Raw genomic sequence first — 18891 nt, forward strand, 5'->3', positions numbered from 1 at the left:
TGCCACGGAATACGTTTCTGCCTAACGCGTTAAGCTGAAGAACCGGAATTCGCCGTTGCATCCGGGCCCACTTCCGCGCACCTCGAGGGGACTCATGGACCAGCCCGATCCGTTCGGCTTCGTCGGCCTCACCTATGACGACATCATGCTCCTGCCCGCCCACACGGACGTCATTCCGAGCGAGGCCGAGACCGCCTCGCAGTTGACGCGGCGCATCCGCGTCAACGCTCCGCTGCTGTCCTCCGCGATGGACACCGTGACGGAGGCGCGCATGGCGATCGCGATGGCGCGCCACGGCGGCATGGGGGTGCTGCACCGCAACCTCTCGATCGACGATCAGGCCGAGCAGGTCGACAAGGTGAAGCGCTCAGAGTCGGGCATGATCACCAATCCCGTCACGACGACGCCCGATGCGACGGTCGCCGAGGTGGACGCCCTGTGCGGGCGCTTCCGTGTCTCTGGCCTCCCTGTCGTGGAGGGCGACGGCACGCTCGTGGGCATCATCACGAACCGTGACATGAGGTTCGTGTCGGCCTTCGAAGCCCCGACGACCCTCGTGCGCGACGTCATGACGGCCGCCCCGCTCATCACGGGTCCTGTGGGTATCTCGCAGGACGACGTGCTGGCGCTCTTCGCCCAGCACAAGATCGAGAAGCTGCCTCTCGTCGACGATGCGGGTCGTCTGAGCGGACTCATCACGGTCAAGGACTTCGACAAGAGCGAGAAGTACCCGAACGCGACGAAGGACACGGCCGGTCGACTGCGCGTCGGCGCCGCCATCGGCTTCTTCGGTGACGCGTGGGAGCGCGCTGGAGCCCTGCGGGACGCGGGGATCGATGCGATCGTGGTGGACACGGCGAACGGCGACAGCCGGGGCGTGCTCGAGATCATCGCTCGGCTCAAGGCCGACCCGGCCTTCGCGGAGGTCGACGTCATCGGAGGCAATGTCGCGACGCGCACGGGAGCCCAGGCGCTCATCGATGCGGGCGCCGACGCCGTGAAAGTCGGTGTGGGCCCCGGCTCCATCTGCACGACGCGCGTCGTCGCGGGCGTCGGTGTGCCCCAGGTCACGGCCGTCTACGAGGCGTCCCTCGCGGCCCGGCCGGCGGGCGTCCCGCTCATCGCCGATGGCGGCCTGCAGTACTCGGGCGACATTGCGAAGGCGATCGTCGCCGGCGCTGACACCGTCATGCTCGGCTCGCTGCTCGCGGGCACCGACGAGAGCCCGGGTGACCTCATCTTCGTGAACGGCAAGCAGTACAAGTCGTACCGCGGCATGGGCTCCCTCGGCGCGCTCCAGACGCGCGGAACGAAGACCTCGTACTCGCGCGACCGCTACTTCCAGGCCGATGTGCCGAGCGACGAGCAGCTCATCGCGGAGGGCATCGAGGGCCAGGTGCCCTACCGCGGACCCGTCGGCTCGGTCGTCTACCAGTTGCTCGGTGGCCTGCGGCAGTCGATGTTCTACACCGGGGCCCGCACGATCGAGGATCTCAAGCAGCGGGGCAAGTTCGTGCGCATCACGGCGGCCGGCCTCAAGGAGTCCCACCCGCACGACATCCAGATGGTCGTCGAGGCTCCCAACTACCGCCGGTAGGCGCCATCCACCCCACTCCCGCCGGCCGCGCATCTGCGGTCGCCTCGTACGGGTTGCGACACCTCGTACTGTCGGAAGCGTGCGAGGTGTCGCAACGAGTACGACGTGCTGACGCGCCTCCTCAGGAGATGCTCGCGAGCGGACACTGTGCACATTCGGGTACCTGACGCACGCGGCTCCCGGTAGCTGGGGCAAGGTCACGGCATGGCCGACATCATCGCCGACGCACTCGCTCACGCCATCGTGGTCGCCGAGGTCGACGACCCATCCCTCGCCCGGTCGCTGCAGCGAGCGACTGTGCAGGGCGAGGTCGTGCGACTGGTTCGCGGCATCTACGTGCCGCGCGCGGTGGTCGAGCGTCTTGACCCTTGGGATCGCGAATTGCTGCGCACGGTTGCCGCCGCAACTCGGGGGCGCCTTCGGCAGCCGCTGTGCGGCATCTCTGCGGCGCGGGTGTGGGGAGTGCCGATTCTGGAGGACGAGTTCGCTCCGGTGGTGGATGCGCTCGGGTGGGACGACCGCGCCACCCGGCGGGCCTCTGATCTGCGGTACTGGGCAACCGCGGATGACGAGTTCCGTGTCGTCGAGCATCGCGGGGCAGTGGTGACGGATCTGCCGCGCACGCTCGCCGAACTGGCCGTCCGTTCAGGGTTCGGGCGGGCCGTCGCGGCGATCGACTGGGCGGTTCGGGTACGGCGGCGTCCCGGCGCCCCGGCGACGACCCTGGACGACATCCGCGCGGCTGCGGAGGCTCTCGCGCTCGTGCGAGGCAGGGCTCGCCTCGAGCGCGCTCTCGCATTCGCCGACGGACGCGCCGAGTCGCCGGGGGAGTCCTGGATGCGTGTGCTCATCCACCAACTCGGCTTCGAGGTTCCCGACCTGCAGCATGAGTACCGGCTCGCCGACGGTCGACGCTTCCGCACCGACGTTCGGTGGCCGACGATTCGGCTCGCGGGTGAGTTCGATGGGCGCCTCAAGTACCGAGCCGGCGAGGCGCGGGGCGGCCGCAGCGCCGAGCAGGTGGTCATCGAGGAGAAGGATCGGGAGGACGCCGTTCGGGGAACCGGCGACGGGATGCTCCGCTGCGTGTGGGACGACCTGCGAGATCCGCGTCTCCTGCGCCACAAGCTCGAGGCTGCCGGAGTGCCTCGGCGCTCACGGCCTGCGCGCCTCGCACTGAAAGCGACACCTCGCACGCTCTGACGCGTGCGACGTGTCGCTTTCCGTGCGAAGCGCGGGTGGCGGGGCGGGTGCGGCGGGCGGCTACGCGCCGGCGGGCGCGGTCGGCACGCGCGCACCCGACTCGTGCGAGCGGATGACCGCGTGCGCGAGCTCGAGCGCACGGCGACCCGCCGACGCCGGCACGGGCGGCGGCGTGCCGGCGCGCAGAGACGCGAGCACAGCATCCAGGTGCCGGTCGAAGGTGCGCTCGAACGACCGTGCCTCGTCGTCGAAGTAGCCCGGCCGCCACACCCGCTCGGTCTCGTCGCCGACCGACTGCAGGCTCAGCGATCCGACGGTGTCGCGGATGACCGCACGGCCCGCCGTGCCGTTGAGCTCGACGACCTGGCTGTCGCGGTAGGCGTACGACGAGTCGTACGTGCCGAGCATCGTGCCGACCGCGCCCGAGGCGAACTCGAGGGCGATCGCGACCGTGCTGAACGCCCCGTAGGTCATCGACGTCATCTGCGCGGCGACCGACGCGATAGGCCAGCACAGGTGCTCGAGCAGGTCGAAGCCGTGGCACTGCGTCTCGATGAGGTTGGCGTGCGGCGACGGCCCGCGGTTCGCCTCGCCGCCGAAGCGCCAGGTCGCGAACACGAGGTCGCCGAGCTCGCCGGCCTCGATCGCGGCCCGCGCGCGCAGCACGGGCTCGGCGTAGCGGTGGTTGAAGTTGATGGCGAAGAACGTGTCGCCTGCGGCCTCGAGCAGCGCGTCCGCCTCGCCGAGGTCGAACACGAGCGGCTTCTCGACGAGCAGGGGCACGCCTGCGCGCAGCAGGGCGAGGGTGGGGGCGAAGTGCTCCTCATTCGGGAGGCACACGGTGACGAGGTCGGGATGCTCGGCCTCGAGCATCCCGTCGAGGGAGGTGTAGCCGCGCGTGCCGTAGGTGGCCGCGCGCGCCTCGGTGCGCCCGGGGTCGCGACCCACGATGCCCACGAGCTCGGTGTCGAGACGCTCGGTGACGACCCGCGCGTGCTGGGCGCCCCAGCCGCCTGCGCCGACGACCGCGATGCGCAACGGCGCGACGTCGCGCTCGCCGCGCCGCTCGATGCTCAGTGCGCTGCTCGTCATGTCGCCCTCCTCGCGGCGCTCGCCGTCGACCGCCTTCCGTCACCGTACCGCTCGCCGTGCGCCGGGCTTCCGCCGGTAGGGTTGAGGCGTGATGGAGATCGAGATCGGGCAGACCAAGCGCGCGCGTCGGGCGTACTCGTTCGACGACATCGCGGTCGTGCCCAGCCGTCGTACCCGCGACCCCCAGGTGGTGTCGCTCGCGTGGAGCATCGACGCGCTCAAGTTCGAGATGCCCGTGCTCGCGGCGCCCATGGACTCGGTGATGAGCCCCGCGACGGCGATCGCGATGGGTCGCCTCGGCGGTCTGGGCGTGCTCGATCTGGAGGGGCTGTGGACCCGGTACGAGGATGCTGAGGCTCAGCTCGCCCGCATCCGCGACCTCGACCCGGCCGAGGCGACGGCAGCCATGCAGGCCATGTACGCCGAGCCGATCAAGCCTGAGCTCATCAGCGCGCGGCTGGCGGAGATCCGCGCGGCAGGGGTGCCCGTTGCTGGAGCGCTGAGCCCGCAGCGCACGCAGGAGTACCACGAGGCCGTGCTCGAGGCCGGGGTGGACCTCTTCGTGATCCGAGGGACGACGGTGAGCGCCGAGCACGTGAGCACCGACGCCGAGCCTCTCAACCTGAAGAAGTTCATCTACGAGCTCGACGTGCCCGTCATCGTGGGCGGCGCCGCGAGCTACACCGCCGCGCTGCACCTCATGCGCACAGGCGCTGCAGGGGTGCTCGTCGGCTTCGGCGGCGGGGCTGCGTCGACGACGCGCTTGAGCCTGGGCATCCACGCGCCGATGGCGACCGCGATCAGCGATGTCGCCGCCGCCCGACGCGACTACCTCGACGAGTCTGGAGGCCGCTACGTGCACGTCATCGCCGACGGCGGCCTCGGTACGAGCGGCGACATCGTTAAGGCGATCGCAATGGGCGCCGACGCGGTCATGCTCGGGTCGGCTCTCGCGCGCGCGACGGATGCTCCGGGCGGGGGCTGGCACTGGGGCGCCGAGGCGCACCACCCCGAGCTGCCGCGCGGCCATCGCGTGCACGTCGGCCAGCTCGCGCCGCTCGAGCAGGTGCTCCTCGGGCCGAGCTCTCAGGCGGATGGCCAGGTCAATCTCATGGGAGCTCTGAGACGATCGATGGCGACGACCGGCTACTCGGACGTCAAGGAGTTCCAGCGCGTGGAGGTCGTGATCGCGCCGTACCAGTCGCACTAGCGTCGGGGGCGCCGCGCGGCCCCCGCGCCTCACACTCGGGAGAACAGCATGGTTCGAGGAAAGACCGTCACCCGCTCCACCAAGCTCGGCCCCGACGAGCGTGCGGCGGCGATCGCCCGGCTGCGTGAGAAGGAGCTCGACATCCTCGTCGTCGGCGGCGGCATCGTCGGCACCGGCGCCGCGCTCGATGCCGTGACGCGAGGGCTCAGTACCGGGATGCTCGAGCAGCGTGACTGGGCGAGCGGAACGAGCTCGCGCTCGTCGAAGCTCGTGCACGGCGGCATTCGGTACCTCGAGCAGCTCGACTTCCGCCTCGTGCGCGAGGCGCTCATCGAGCGGGGGCTGCTGCTGCAGCGCCTCGCCCCGCACCTGGTCAAGCCCGTGAAATTCCTCTTCCCCCTCACGAAGCCGCTCATCGAGCGCGCCTACATCGGAGCGGGCATGGCGCTCTACGACCTCTTCAGCTACACGGGCGGGCGCCCGCCCGGGGTTCCCCACCACCGACACCTGAGCCGCCGCCAGGTGCTGCGGGCGGCACCGAGCCTGCGCGGCGACGCGTTCACGGGTGGGCTCACGTACTACGACGCCCAGGTCGACGATGCCCGCTACGTGTCGACCCTCGCGCGCACGGCCTCGTTCTACGGGGCCCACGTCGCGAGCCGCGTGCGCGTCGAAGGGTTCCTCAAGGTCGGCGAGCGCGTCGTCGGGGTCACGGCGCACGACCTCGAGACGGGGGAGCGCTTCGAGGTGAAAGCGCGCCAGGTCGTCAATGCGACGGGCGTGTGGACGGACGACACGCAGGCGATGGTCGGGGAGCGCGGGCAATTCAAGGTGCGGGCCTCGAAGGGCATCCACATCGTTGTGCCGCGCGATCGGTTCCAGTCGACCCTCGGCCTCCTGCTGCGCACCGAGAAGAGTGTGCTCTTCGTCATCCCGTGGGGCCGGCACTGGCTCATCGGCACGACCGACACCGACTGGGATCTCGATAAGGCGCACCCGGCAGCGACGGCGGCCGATATCGACTACCTGCTCACGACGGTCAACGAGGTGCTCGCCGTGAAGCTCACGCGCGAGGACGTCGAGGGCGTGTTCGCCGGGCTGCGGCCGCTGCTGGCCGGGGAGTCGGACGAGACCTCCAAGCTGTCTCGCGAGCACATCGTCGCGCACACCGTGCCCGGGCTCGTGGTCGTCGCGGGCGGCAAGTGGACGACGTACCGCATCATGGCCAAGGACGCGATCGACGAGGCCGCGGCCGCACTCGACGGCAAGGTGCCGGCGAGCGTCACCGAGGACATCGCGCTGCTCGGCGCGGAGGGCTACCAGGCGGCGTGGAACAAGCGCGGCAAGATCGCGCGGGCCTTCGGCGTGCACAAGGTGCGCATCGAGCACCTGCTCAACCGCTACGGCGTGCTCACGGATGAACTGCTCGACCTCATCATCGCCCGACCCGAGCTGCAGGAGCCCCTGCCGGGAGCGGACGACTACATCGCCGCGGAGGTCGTCTACGCCGCGACGCACGAGGGCGCTCTGCACATCGAGGACGTGCTCGCGCGTCGCACGCGCATCTCGATCGAGGCGTGGGATCGCGGCGTCGAGGCGGCACCCGTCGTCGCGGACCTCATGGCTGCCGAGCTCGGCTGGGACGACGAGCGCCGCCAGTGGGAGGTCGAGCACTATCTGCGCCGTGTAGAGGCGGAACGCGCGAGCCAGGAGCAGCCGGACGACGAGAGCGCCGACCGCGTGCGGATCGCGGCGCCGGATGTGTCATCGCGCGTGCAGTCGTCGTCGTGAGCGGTTCGCGCAGGCTGCCGACGAGTGCGGAATCCGACATTTTCTTGTCAATGTCGGTGGTCTGACGTAGCGTGAGGGTGAGTCAGGATTCGTCGGCAACGGTGAATCCGTGCTCATACCCGAAGCATCACCCTTACCCGAACGCTGCCGACTGACGCATGATCGGTGCGCACCCGACGACTCGTACCCGCGAGCTGCATGCGCCATCGCCGACGCCGGCAGGGTCGCCAGACCCCCCACTGGAGCCCTATTGTGATCCGTTCATCGTCCCCTGGCGCGCGCCTGCTCGGCAGCACCGCCGCCCTCGCCCTGGCCTTCACGGGCCTCAGCATCGCCGTCGCGGCGCCGGCCTCGGCCGCGCCCGCCGTCGTCTACGACTCGATACCCGACGCACCCGTGACTGGCTACTCGAGCTTGGCCTTCCAATCGACTCAGACCTCGCAGTTCGGGGATCTGGTGAGCCTCGACGGTGACAATCGCCGTGTCACCGAGGTCGTCGTCAACCTGACGAGCTGGGCATGCGAGTCAGGCTCCTGGCAGGACGACGACTGCGAGAGCGCGGTCGGAGCCACGTTCGACCACCCCATCACCCTCAATCTCTATGAGGTCGACCGGAGCGGAGCCGACGTCGCGGCCGGAGACTTGATCGACACCACGACGAAGACAATGTCGATTCCGTACCGCCCATCAGCCTCGGACGACTGCACGGATGAGAACGCGGGAAAGTGGCAGGACGCCGCAGGTGAGTGCTCGGATCGCATCTCGGCCAACGTCGTCTTCAGCGACCTCGATGTGCTCGTCGGCAATGAAGTGATCGTCGCCATCGCGTACAACACGCGGAACTACGGCGCCAACCCCCTCGGTGTGGGCGGTCCGTATGACTCACTCAACGTCAGCCTCTCCCCGGCGGCACCTACCACGGGTGCCGATGAGACCACGGACGAGATGTTCTGGGCTACGAACTATGGCGGCGATGACGGCACCTTCAAGGTCAGCTCCGGCTGGAGCACCTTCAACGGACTGGTCATGCGCATCACCGCCGACAGCGTTCCCGCGGTCGACCCCCTCACCGAGGTCACGGTGTACGAGCGCGACGTCAAGGCGAACGAGACCGCGCAGACCTACACCGAGTGGCACGAGGGCAACCCCAACGGCACGCTCGACAACTCGGTCGTCCTCGCCGACGGTCTGCACCTCGGCCTCGGAGACCCGTCGACTGTCATCAAGGGCACCGACCTGGCGACGCCCGAGGGCGTCACGGCCAACACGCTGACGCGCTCGCAGCTCCGCTCGCTCGTCGAGCGCGCGAGCGTCGAGGTCGCCAGTGGATCCGTGACCTACCAGGTGCCGCTCTTCTTCGGCGACCCGCTCGACCCGACGTTCACCACACTGCGCTCGACGAGCCTGACCGCCGGCAGCCACTCCTTCTCGCAGGCCGACACGTGGGCGACCACGCGGGCCTTCGGTGACTACGGCGTGCAGGAGACTGCCTCCCTCGGAGAGCTCATCGACGCCGTCTTCGACCTCGCCGCCGCCGAAGGTGGAGGGGTCGCGCTCGCCGGCTACGGCGTGCAGGCCGACACCACGGCCGTCGTACCGAGCCTCGTCTGGGACGACACGCGCTACACCTTCACCCAGCCGGTGATCGAATCCTGCGTGACCACGACCTCGACCGAGGTCACCAACCTCGCGCTCGGAGACTGGGACTTCTCGCAGACGCGGGATCAGGGCATCAACGAGTTCACCGAGAACGGTCTGCGCGTCGAGACCTTCGGTGAGCCGGGCACCCTCGGTCAGGCCAAGGCGGCCGGCTACGCGCCGATCGACATCGCGCTGAGCGACGTCGGCGACATCGCCTTCGATATCGCCGACGGCTACACCGGTGTGCGCCCGAGCCTGCAGCTCGGGTTCGACGCTGACGGCGACGGCACGCAGGACGCGCTGCTCGTCGGTGAGCCCTGGGCCTACGGCGGCGGCGACTGGACGACGACCGTCAACGGCGACTGGGCCGACGCCCGCTTCTGGGTGACCGGTGGCACCGGATTCGGTGTTCCCTCCGGCGGCGGGTACCCCTCGCTCGGCACGCTCGACGAGTACCTGCTCGCCAACCCCGAGGCGCGCATCCTGGAGTACGGCTACAGCCTCGGTTCGGGAGTCATCGGCGAAGCGACCATCGAGTCGATCACCATCGGCTGCGCGGAGACGACGTTCGGGTTCGAGCTCGAGACTCTCGCGCCGCCCGTCACCGAGCGCCTCGCTGGAGACGACCGCTACGAGACGGCCGTGGCCATCTCGGAGGACGGCTTCCCGAGCGGCGCCGACACCGTCTACATCGCGAACGGCGTGGGATACGCGGACGCCCTGAGCGCAGCCCCGGCCGCCGCTCAGGACAACGCTCCTCTGCTGCTCACCCCGGCGAACACGCTCCCCTCCGCGGTGCGGGCGGAGCTGAACAGGCTCAGCCCCGCCACGATCGTCATCGTCGGCGGAACCGCTGCCGTGTCGACCTCGGTCGAGAACGCGCTCGAAGGCCTGAGCTTCTCGCCCAGCGTCGAGCGCGTCGCCGGAGCAGATCGGTACGCGACCTCGCGTGCCATCGCCGACTACGCATTCGCCACCGTCGGGGCGGTCTACATCGCGAGCGGGCTGAACTTCCCCGACGCGCTCACGGCCGGCCCCGCGGCCGCCGAGCTCGGCGGGCCGGTCATCCTCGTTCGCGGCACGTCGAGCTCGCTCGACGCGGCGACGCTGCAGGCCTTCGACGACCTCAGCGCCACGGAGATCTACATCGCCGGTGGTACGACGGTCGTGAGCGGGGGCATCCAGTCTCAGCTCGTGTCGGAGTCCTACCAGGTGCAGCGCACCTCGGGCGACGACCGCTACGCGACCTCGGTGGCCATCAACGAGAACGCCTTCGACGCCGAGACCGTGGTGTACCTCGCCACCGGTGAGAGCTTCGCCGACGCCCTCGCGGGCTCGGCGCTCGCCGCGGGCCAAGGGGTGCCGCTGTACGTGAGCCGCACCGCGTGCATCCCCGAGAACGTCTACGAGTCGATCGTCGCGCTCGGCGCCGAGACGATCGTGCTGCTCGGAGGCCCGGCCGCACTCAGCACCGACGTGGCCAACCTGGAGCTCTGCGCAGGCGTCAACTAGGCACTCACGGCACGACACCGGCGGCGGGGCTCCCAGCGGGGGCCCCGCCGCTGCTTTGTACACTGAACGCGACAGCCCGACCGCAGAAAGGCGCCCCGCACCATGACGACGACCGCGGCGCCGACCCCCACTGCGCCTCGCACCGGTCCGACCTGGTGGTCGGTCGCCCGACGCCCCAAGTGGGTCGCCGCCCTCGCCCTCGCCCTCGGCGTCGCCGCCGCCTTCGCGGCCCTCGGCCAGTGGCAGCTCGAGCGGTCCATCGAGAGCGCGACCGTCATCGAGCGCGACACCGAGACAGCGGTGCCGCTCGTCACCGTAGCCGAGCCCCAGCAGGTCATGACCTCCGACGCGAGCGGCCGGCTCGTCACGGTCGACGGCTCCTGGCAGGCCGACGACGAGGTCGTCGTCACCGGTCGGCTCAACAACGCTCCCGGCGGCGACGGTGCGCCGGGCGACTGGGTCGTGCGCCACCTCGTGACCGACGACGGCCACAGCCTTGCCGTGGTGGTGGGCTTCGTCGAGCCCGGGGCGAGCATCCCGACCCTGCCGGCGGGCGAGACGCAGCTGACCGGGCGGTACGTGCCCGGGGAGGCGCCGCAGGTCGGCGACTTCGAATCCGGCGCACGCGAGACGATCTCCGTCGCCGAGCTCGTCAACCTGTGGGCCGACCCGCAACCCGTCTACGCCGGCTACCTCGTCGACAGCGACCCGCCCCCCGGCTTCACCGCCGTCGCCGCACCCCCACCCGAAGCGGAGGTCGAGCTCAACCTGCTCAACCTGTTCTACGCGCTCGAGTGGGTCATCTTCGGAGGCTTCGCCGTGTACCTGTGGTGGCGACTCGTGAAGGACGAGCAGGAGAAGGAGCAGGCCGAGCGGGATGCGGACGCAGCAGACCCGGCAGGGCTCGCCCCCGCGCACGAGTCGCCCCAGCCCGCGCCCGTAGACTGAGCGCATGGTGATCGGCCCGAAGCCCGCAGACATCCCCCTCATCCGGCGAACTCTCGCGGTCTACAAGGTCTCCTCGATCATCACGGGCATCTTCCTGCTCGGGCTCGTCGTCATGATGGTGACCCGCTACGGCCTCGGCAGCGACATCGAACTGAACGGCCCCTCCGGGTTCATCGCGCTCAGCCCCGTCGACACCCTCACCGGGTTCAACCTCTCGATCTTCCTGCTCGCCGTCCACGGCTGGCTCTACGTGCTCTACCTCGCCTGCGACTTCGTGCTGTGGCGGGTGCTGCGGTGGCCGTTCTGGCGGTTCCTGTGGATCGCGATGGGCGGCATCATCCCGTTCCTGTCGTTCTTCTTCGAGCGCCAGGTGCCCCGCCAAGTGGAAGCCGTCATCGCCGGGCTGACGCCCGAGAATGCGCACGCCGTCACCGAGGGGAGTGCAGCATGAGTGAGGTCAGCCCCGAGGCAGTTACTGATGCTCGACCCGTGCTCGTCGTCGACTTCGGCGCGCAGTACGCCCAGCTCATCGCGCGGCGTGTGCGCGAGGCGAGCGTGTACAGCGAAATCGTGCCGCACACGATCACGGCCGCCGAGGTCGCGGCCAAGAACCCCGTCGGCATCGTGCTCAGCGGCGGCCCCTCGAGCGTGTACGAGCCGGGCTCGCCCGACCTCGACCCGGGAATCCTGCAGCTCGGCGTGCCCGTCATGGGCATCTGCTACGGCTTCCAGGTCATGGCCAAGCAGCTCGGCGGCGAGGTCGCGCGCACGGGTCGCCGTGAGTACGGGTCGACCCCGATGCGCGTCGTCGGCGACGGCGGCGTGCTGCTCGCCGGTCAGCCCGACGCGCAGACGACGTGGATGAGCCACGGCGATTCGGTGGCGCAGGCCCCCGACGGCTTCGACGTGCTCGCCTCCACCGACGACACCCCCGTGGCGGCGTTCGCGAGCGACGAGCGCAAGCTGTACGGCGTGCAGTGGCACCCGGAGGTGAAGCACTCCGAGTTCGGGCAGGGCGTGCTCGAGAACTTCCTGCACCGCGCGGCAGGCATCCCGGCCGACTGGAACAGCGGCAGCGTCATCGCCGAGCAGGTGGAGCGCATTCGCGAGCAGGTCGGCTCGGCCCGCGTCATCTGCGGCCTCTCGGGCGGCGTCGACAGCGCGGTCGCGGCGGCCATCGTGCACGAGGCGGTCGGCGATCAGCTCGTGTGCGTCTTCGTCGACCACGGCCTGCTGCGCGCCGACGAGCGGCGGCAGGTCGAGGAGGACTACGTCGCGGCGACGGGCATCCGACTGGTGACGGTGGATGCCCGCGAGCAGTTCCTCGACGCCCTCGCAGGTGTCACCGACCCCGAGTCGAAGCGCAAGATCATCGGGCGCGAGTTCATCCGCACCTTCGAGGGTGCGGCGGAGGCGCTCGTGCTCGAAGCGCAGGGCGAGGGGGAGGCCGTGCGTTTCCTCGTGCAGGGCACGCTCTACCCCGACGTCGTCGAGTCCGGCGGGGGCACCGGCACGGCCAACATCAAGAGCCACCACAACGTGGGCGGGCTGCCCGAGGATCTCGAGTTCGAGCTCGTCGAACCGCTGCGCGCGCTCTTCAAGGATGAGGTGCGGGCGATCGGCCGCGAGCTCGGGCTGCCCGAGGCGATCGTCGGCCGTCAGCCGTTCCCCGGGCCGGGGCTCGGCATCCGCATCATCGGCGAGGTCACGCTCGAGCGCCTCGACCTGCTGCGCGAGGCGGACGCGATCGTGCGCGCCGAGCTCACCGCGGCGGGACTCGACGAGGAGATCTGGCAATGCCCGGTCGTGCTGCTTGCCGACGTGCGATCGGTCGGCGTCCAGGGCGACGGGCGCACGTACGGGCATCCCATCGTGCTGCGCCCCGTCTCCTCGGAGGACGCGATGACGGCGGATTGGACGCGCCTCCCATACGACGTTCTCGCGCGCATCTCGAACCGCATCACGAACGAGGTGGACGGCGTCAACCGGGTCGTGCTCGACGTCACGTCGAAGCCCCCCGGCACTATTGAATGGGAATAGTTGCGCAGCGAGGCCATTTCTGGCCTCGCTGCGCAACTATTCCAGCGGGCGTCCCGGTGCGCGCGCTGGAGCTAAAGGCGAAGGCCATTTCTGGCCTTCGCGCGACGCCAGCGCCGACCGCGGTCCCCGCGGTCGGTCTCTGAACCCGCGGGCAACATGAGCCGGACAGTGCTGTCGTTGGGCTCCGAACTCCCAAGCAACCCCCACACAACAAGAAAGGGCCGCCCCGAAGGGCGGCCCTCATCCCGTACCTCTGTCGGCTATTCGCCGCGCAGGATGGCGAGCATCCGCAGAATCTCGATGTAGAGCCAGATGACGGTGAGGACGATGCCGAACACGGCGCGCCAGGCGAACATGCGCGGGGCGCCATTCTCAACGCCGGTCTTGATCTGGTCGAAGTCGAGCACGAGCGAGTAGGCGGCGAGCAGGACGACGAGGATGCCCAGGATGAGCCCGATCGGGATGCCGAAGATCGTGGCGCTCCGCATGCCGAACATGTCGTCCGTCGCACCGAACAGCATCATGCCGACGTTGATGAGCGAGAACAGCGCGTACCCGATCATCGCGATGAGGAAGACCTTCGTGGCCTTCTTCGAGGCGCGGATCTTGCCGCTGCGGAACAGCAGGAGCGTCACGACGAAGACCGCCGCGGTGCCGAGCAGCGCCTGCACGGCGATGCCCGAGTACTGCGGCATGGCTTCGAAGATCGCCGAGATGCCACCGGCGAAGATGCCCTGCACGCCGGAGTACGCGAGCACGAGACCGGCCGACGGCTTCTTCTTGAAGATGTTGACGAGCGCGAGCACGAAGCCGACGATCGCGGCGGGGATCGTGAGGAAGGGGACGAACCAGCCGACGGCGGCACCGAGGGCGACGAGCGCGAATGCGCCGACGGCCTTCTGGATCGTGTCTTCGTACGTCATGCGGTCGGTCTGCTCCGGCGTGGCCGAGGGCTTGCCGTAGAGCTCGTCGAGCTGCTCGGTGGAGGGCGTCGCGGCACGGTGCATGATCGCGGAGGACTGGTTGAGCGAGAACGCGGGGGAGTTGAACGCGGGGTTCGAGGTAGCCATGGCTTGATTCTAGTGAGAATCGCTATGAGCACGCCGAGCGATCGCTGCGGCCCACCAGGCCGACCCGACGAGGACGAGAGCGGATGCGCCCAGTGCCAGGGGCATCCCCTCGTACTCGCGGAACACCGCCACCGCGATCACACCGTTGAGCAGCACAGGGCTCACGGCGAGCAGGCTGCGCCACGGGCGGTGCCGCACGAGCAGCCAGAAGAGGAAGGGGATCGTGAGGGTCCACATCAGTTGCGGCCCGGCGAGCAGCAGCCACCCGACGAAGGTGCTGAGCACGATCGGCACCACTCGGCGCCAGCCCCGCGCCGGCATGATGAGCCAACCGGCGACGTGCGCGACCGTGCCGACGGCGAGCGGAATCAGGTTGTCGGGGCCGGCGGCCTGCAGATGCACGATGCCGCCGACGATGAGCGTGAGGCCCGCCCAGCGGCGGCCGTCGTAGGTGCCCCACCGCAGTGGCAGCCGCGCCGCGGTCTCGAGTGGCGCTACGGCCACGGCAGCACTCCGCCGTCGAGCGCCACGAGCAGTGCCCCCACGATGATGAGCAGGCCGACGAGCCACAGGTAGCCGAGGCCGACGGCGATCCAGGCGGGAGTGGTGCCACGCTCGCGGCCCTGCGAGCGTGCGATCTGACCGAGCGCGATGTGGCCGAACAGGGCGGCCACGGGGCTGAGCAGCACGGCGAGGATGAGAGCGGCGATCGCGAGCGGGTTGGTGCGGCGGCGCGGCCGTCGCGCCGCGGCGCGCGCGGTGTTGCCCTGGCCCTGATGGAGGGTCGCGCCGGGCAGCGTGTCGCCGTCGGCGATCGCGGGCTGCTCGGCGTTCATGCCTTGCAGAGTATCGGCGTAGCGTTGACGGCGTGTCAGACGCGCCACGCCCCCAGGTCATCGCTCACCGCGGCGCGAGCGCGTACCGGCCGGAGCACACGTTGGCCGCCTACCGCCTCGCCATCGCGCTGGGCGCCGATGCGATCGAGCCGGACATCGTGCCGACCCGGGATGGCCAGCTCGTGCTGCGCCACGAGAACGAGATCGGCGGCACGACCGACGTGGCGACTCGCCCCGAGTTCGCCGACCGCCGGCGCACGCAGACCATCGACGGTGAGCGCATCACCGGCTGGTTCACGGAAGACTTCACATGGGCCGAGCTCGCGACCCTGCGGGCCCGCGAACGGCTGCCCGAGCTGCGTCAGGCGTCTGCCCGGTTCGACGGCCACTACCCATTGCTGCGACTGCGCGATCTCATGGCGCTGCTCGACGGCGCGGAGAGGCCCGTGCGCATGGTCGCCGAGCTCAAGCACGCGACGCACTTCGCGGCGGCCGGGCTGCCGCTCGACGAGCTCTTCGCCGCCGAGGTCGCGAGCTGGGGCGACCGGGATCGCCTCGTGGTCGAGTCGTTCGAGCAGACGGTGCTCGGGCAGGTGCGCGACCGCGGCGTGGAGGCCGAGTACGTGTACCTCCTGGAGCGGCGCGGAAAGGCCGCCGACCTCGTCGCGCGAGAGGGGTCGGCCGCACCCTCCTACGCCTCGCAGCTCACCGACGCTGGGCTCGCCGAGCTCGCGCGCGGCGTCGACGGCATCAGCCCCGAGGCCTCTCTGCTGGTGCGGGCCGCGGCCGGGGTCACGGGCCGTGACGGCGAGGACTGGCGGATGCTCGATCACGGCCTCGCAGCATCCTCTCTCGTGGCGCGCGCTCATGATCGGGGCCTGCGCGTCTACACGTGGACTCTGCGCGCCGAGAACCGCTTCCTGCCGGCTCCGTGCCGCGTCGGCTCGAGCCCTGCCGCGCACGGCGACTGGCATGGGTTCTTCGGCGCCGTGCTGTCGACCGGGCTCGACGGCGTCTTCGCCGACCAGCCCGACCTGGCTCTCGAGGCTCGCGCCGCCCTCTGACCCTCGAGCGGGGAGGCGGTCGGGGGCGCGACCTAGACTGGGGCCGCCATGAGCTTCCTCCCCGACGACACCCTTGACACCTCGAGTGGGCACGGTGACCCGCTGCTCGAGGGCCTCAACCCGCAGCAGCTCACCGCAGTGCAGTCGCGCGCACAGGCGCTGCTCATCGTCGCGGGTGCCGGCTCGGGCAAGACGAGCGTGCTCACCCGCCGCATCGCCCGGCTCATCCGTGATCGCGAGCTGTGGCCCAGCCAGATTCTCGCGATCACGTTCACCAACAAGGCGGCGGGCGAGATGCGTGAGCGCGTCGAGCAGCTGGTCGGCCGGGATGCCGCGCAGGGCATGTGGATCTCGACGTTCCACTCGGCGTGCGTGCGCATCCTGCGCCGGGAGGCCGAGCAGTTCGGGTTCACGCGCGGGTTCACGATCTACGACTCGGCTGATTCCCGCGCGCTCATCAAGCGGCTTGTGAAGGACATGCAGGCCGACACGCTCGGCTTCACGGTGAGCGCGGTCGCCGGCAAGATCTCGAAGCTCAAGAACGAGCTCATCGACGTCGAGGGCTACAGCCGCCAGATCAACGCCAACGATCCGACCGAGGTCATGTTCCTCGAGCTGTTCCGCCGCTACACGGCCGAGCTCCGACGTGCGAATGCTTTCGACTTCGACGATCTCATCGCGCAGACCGTGTACCTGTTCCGCGCCTTCCCGCAGGTTGCGGCGCTCTACCAGCGCCGGTTCCGGCACCTCCTGGTCGACGAGTACCAGGACACCAACCACGCGCAGTACGCCCTCATCCGCGAGCTCACCCGGCCGGTCGAGCCGCAGCACGTGCCCGCAGACACTCGTATCGAGACGGACGCGAGCGGGGGCATCCCGGCAGCCGCTCTCACCGTCGTGGGCGATTCGGACCAGTCGATCTATGCGTTCCGCGGCGCCGACATTCGCAACATCGTCGAGTTCGAGCGCGACTTCCCCGGCGCCGAGGTGATCCTGCTCGAGCAGAACTACCGGTCGACGCAGACGATCCTCGACGCCGCGAACGCGGTCATCGCGAACAACTTCGACCGCATCGCGAAGAACCTGTTCACGGCGGTCGGCTCAGGCGAGAAGATCGTCGGCTTCACGGGCTACAGCCAGCACGACGAGGCGCAGTTCGTGGCCGACGAGATCGGCGCGCTGCACGAGGCGGGCACGCCGTACAACCAGATCGCCGTGTTCTACCGCACGAACGCGCAGACGCGAGCGCTGGAGGAGATCTTCATCCGCTCGGCGATCCCGTACCGCGTGCTCGGCGGCACGAAGTTCTACGAGCGCGCCGAGATCAAGGACATGATGGCGTACCTCATCGCCGTCGCGAACCCGGCCGACGGCCTCGCCATGAGGCGCATCCTCAACACGCCCAAGCGCGGTATCGGGCCCGCGACGGAGACGGCGCTCGCGAACCACGCCGACGAACTGGGCGGCACCATGATCGATGCGCTGCGGGATGCTCCCGCCCTCGGCCTCGGACCGAAAGTGACCGCCGCCATCGTCGACCTCGCCGCGATCCTCGACGCGGCGAGCGAGTCGCTCGACACCGGCCTGGTGCCGGACATCCTCACGGGAATCCTCGAGAAGACGAAGTACCTCGAGCTGCTGCGCGGCAGCCGCGACCCGCAGGACGAGGCGCGCGCCGAGAACGTGGAGGAGCTCGTGGCGGTGACCCGCGAGTTTCAGAAGAACAACCCGGAGGGCCGCCTTATCGACTTCCTCACCGAGGTGGCGCTCGTCGCCGCGGCTGACGACCTCGACGACTCGAGCGGCACCGTGTCGCTCATGACCCTGCACACCGCGAAGGGGCTCGAGTACGACGCCGTGTTCATCACGGGCGTGGAGGAGAACCTGCTGCCGCACCAGATGAGCGCGACCGAGCCGGGCGGCCCCGCCGAGGAGCGCCGCCTGTTCTACGTCGGCATCACGCGCGCGCGCCAGCGGCTGCACCTGAGCCTCGCGATGACCCGTACGACGTTCGGCGACACGCAGGTCGCCGCCCCGAGCCGGTACCTGCAGGAGATTCCCGCCGAGCTCATCGACTGGCGGGATGCCCCGGGCATGGGCACGCGCACGACCGGGGGCGGCCAGCGCGCGCTCGGCGGTTCAGGCACGCCGAAGTTCGGGTACAGCACGTCGCTGCCACCGGGAAAGCCGAAGAAGGAGTGGGCGAACACGGTCACGGCGAAGGTGCGCGACAACGGCGACCTGACGCTCGACGTGGGAGACCGCATTCGCCACGCCGACTTCGGCGACGGATCGGTGACGAGCGTGACGCAGAACGGCGCGAAGTCGATCGCCGAGGTGCAGTTCGAAAAGGCGGGGCGCAAGCGCCTCCTCGTGAAGATTGCCCCGATTCAGAAACTCTGACGAGCTTCTGAAGCATCCCTGTCTGTTCAACGCTCGTCCGCGGTGAACCCAATCGAGAAGCTCTAGGACCTCGCCGAACCCCGCCAGCCTGCCGGGCTCGAGCGGACGCAGCAGGGACAATGGTGTGACAGACGTCAGGAGACCTTCATGGACATCTCGATCATTCCGCACCCGCAGGGCGTGACGGAGATCAGTGTGAGCGGCCGGCTCAACATGGTCACCGCGGCTCGGGTGCGCGAAGCCATCCAATCGGCCGTCGACGACAACCGGCCCCGCGTCGCGATCACTCTTGAGCACGTCGTCTTCCTCGACTCCTCAGGTCTCGGCGCACTCATCGCCGGCATGAAGACAGCACGAGAGGCGGGGGGCGATGTGCGGCTCGTGAAGCCGACCGAGCAGGTGGAGCTGGTGCTGGAGCTCACCAACATGGCCGGCGTGCTGCGGAGCTTCGACAGCGTGGAGAGTGCGTACGCGGATGCCTGAC

At 69.6% G+C, this 18891-nt stretch carries 15 protein-coding genes; 11 read left to right on the forward strand and 4 right to left on the reverse strand.

Translation table 11 applies throughout. From position 1 onward, the window contains the following. Nucleotides 1–94: 94 nt before the first annotated feature. Together guaB and IE160_RS01330 are read left to right on the forward strand one after the other, a co-directional pair. A complete protein-coding gene (gene guaB / locus IE160_RS01325; RefSeq protein ID WP_191151428.1) occupies nucleotides 95–1597 on the forward strand; it encodes an IMP dehydrogenase in 1503 nt (500 codons plus the stop codon). Nucleotides 1598–1801: 204 nt separating this feature from the next. Further along, a complete protein-coding gene (locus tag IE160_RS01330; protein ID WP_191151429.1) occupies nucleotides 1802–2800 on the forward strand; it encodes a hypothetical protein in 999 nt (332 codons plus the stop codon). 60 nt (nucleotides 2801–2860) lie between these two features. Here the strand turns inward: IE160_RS01330 and IE160_RS01335 are convergent, their stop codons facing one another. Then, nucleotides 2861–3892, reverse strand: coding sequence for a Gfo/Idh/MocA family protein (locus tag IE160_RS01335; protein WP_191151430.1), 1032 nt, complete (start codon nucleotides 3890–3892; stop codon nucleotides 2861–2863). Nucleotides 3893–3983: 91 nt separating this feature from the next. Between IE160_RS01335 and IE160_RS01340 the strand changes: the two genes are divergently transcribed. From IE160_RS01340 to guaA, 6 genes are all read left to right on the forward strand, one after another. Beyond that, on the forward strand, nucleotides 3984–5102 hold the full coding sequence (locus IE160_RS01340) for a GuaB3 family IMP dehydrogenase-related protein (RefSeq protein ID WP_179873816.1): 1119 nt from the start codon (nucleotides 3984–3986) through the stop codon (nucleotides 5100–5102). Nucleotides 5103–5150: 48 nt separating this feature from the next. Continuing rightward, nucleotides 5151–6893 (forward strand): glycerol-3-phosphate dehydrogenase/oxidase, encoded by a 1743-nt coding sequence (locus IE160_RS01345; protein ID WP_191151431.1) that lies wholly within the window; start codon nucleotides 5151–5153, stop codon nucleotides 6891–6893. Between the two features lie 252 nt (nucleotides 6894–7145). Next, nucleotides 7146–10046 (forward strand): cell wall-binding repeat-containing protein, encoded by a 2901-nt coding sequence (locus IE160_RS01350; protein WP_191151432.1) that lies wholly within the window; start codon nucleotides 7146–7148, stop codon nucleotides 10044–10046. Between the two features lie 102 nt (nucleotides 10047–10148). Beyond that, nucleotides 10149–10994, forward strand: coding sequence for an SURF1 family protein (locus IE160_RS01355; RefSeq protein WP_191151433.1), 846 nt, complete (start codon nucleotides 10149–10151; stop codon nucleotides 10992–10994). 4 nt (nucleotides 10995–10998) lie between these two features. Then, nucleotides 10999–11445 carry a DUF3817 domain-containing protein gene (locus IE160_RS01360; RefSeq protein ID WP_191151434.1) on the forward strand — a complete coding sequence of 149 codons (447 nt, stop codon included), beginning with the start codon at nucleotides 10999–11001 and terminating at the stop codon, nucleotides 11443–11445. Next, nucleotides 11442–13034: a glutamine-hydrolyzing GMP synthase gene (gene guaA, locus IE160_RS01365; protein ID WP_191151435.1), complete on the forward strand. Its 1593-nt coding sequence runs from the start codon at nucleotides 11442–11444 to the stop codon at nucleotides 13032–13034. The genes IE160_RS01360 and guaA overlap by 4 nt, the downstream gene beginning before the upstream one ends. 260 nt (nucleotides 13035–13294) lie before the next feature. On the opposite strand, the gene IE160_RS01370 is transcribed toward guaA, so the two are convergent. From IE160_RS01370 to IE160_RS01380, 3 genes are read right to left on the reverse strand one after another with little or no spacing between them, the layout of a single operon-like run. Then, nucleotides 13295–14104 carry a Bax inhibitor-1/YccA family protein gene (locus tag IE160_RS01370; protein ID WP_191151436.1) on the reverse strand — a complete coding sequence of 270 codons (810 nt, stop codon included), beginning with the start codon at nucleotides 14102–14104 and terminating at the stop codon, nucleotides 13295–13297. Nucleotides 14105–14113: 9 nt separating this feature from the next. Then, on the reverse strand, nucleotides 14114–14608 hold the full coding sequence (locus IE160_RS01375) for a hypothetical protein (RefSeq protein ID WP_191151437.1): 495 nt from the start codon (nucleotides 14606–14608) through the stop codon (nucleotides 14114–14116). Then, nucleotides 14599–14940 (reverse strand): DUF4190 domain-containing protein, encoded by a 342-nt coding sequence (locus tag IE160_RS01380; RefSeq protein WP_191151438.1) that lies wholly within the window; start codon nucleotides 14938–14940, stop codon nucleotides 14599–14601. Before IE160_RS01380 ends, IE160_RS01375 begins: the two co-directional genes overlap by 10 nt. A gap of 32 nt (nucleotides 14941–14972) precedes the next feature. Here IE160_RS01380 and IE160_RS01385 point away from each other — a divergent pair, with 32 nt between their 5' ends. From IE160_RS01385 to IE160_RS01395, 3 genes are all read left to right on the forward strand, one after another. Continuing rightward, on the forward strand, nucleotides 14973–16004 hold the full coding sequence (locus tag IE160_RS01385; RefSeq protein WP_191151439.1) for a glycerophosphodiester phosphodiesterase family protein: 1032 nt from the start codon (nucleotides 14973–14975) through the stop codon (nucleotides 16002–16004). Between the two features lie 48 nt (nucleotides 16005–16052). Continuing rightward, a complete protein-coding gene (locus IE160_RS01390) occupies nucleotides 16053–18407 on the forward strand; it encodes an ATP-dependent helicase (protein WP_191151440.1) in 2355 nt (784 codons plus the stop codon). 147 nt (nucleotides 18408–18554) lie between these two features. Then, nucleotides 18555–18890 (forward strand): STAS domain-containing protein, encoded by a 336-nt coding sequence (locus IE160_RS01395; RefSeq protein ID WP_179873025.1) that lies wholly within the window; start codon nucleotides 18555–18557, stop codon nucleotides 18888–18890. The last annotated feature ends 1 nt before the right edge of the window (nucleotide 18891 follow it).

Origin of the sequence: Chryseoglobus sp. 28M-23 (assembly GCF_014789785.1) — a bacterium.
GTDB classification, from domain to species: Bacteria; Actinomycetota; Actinomycetes; order Actinomycetales; family Microbacteriaceae; genus Microcella; species Microcella indica.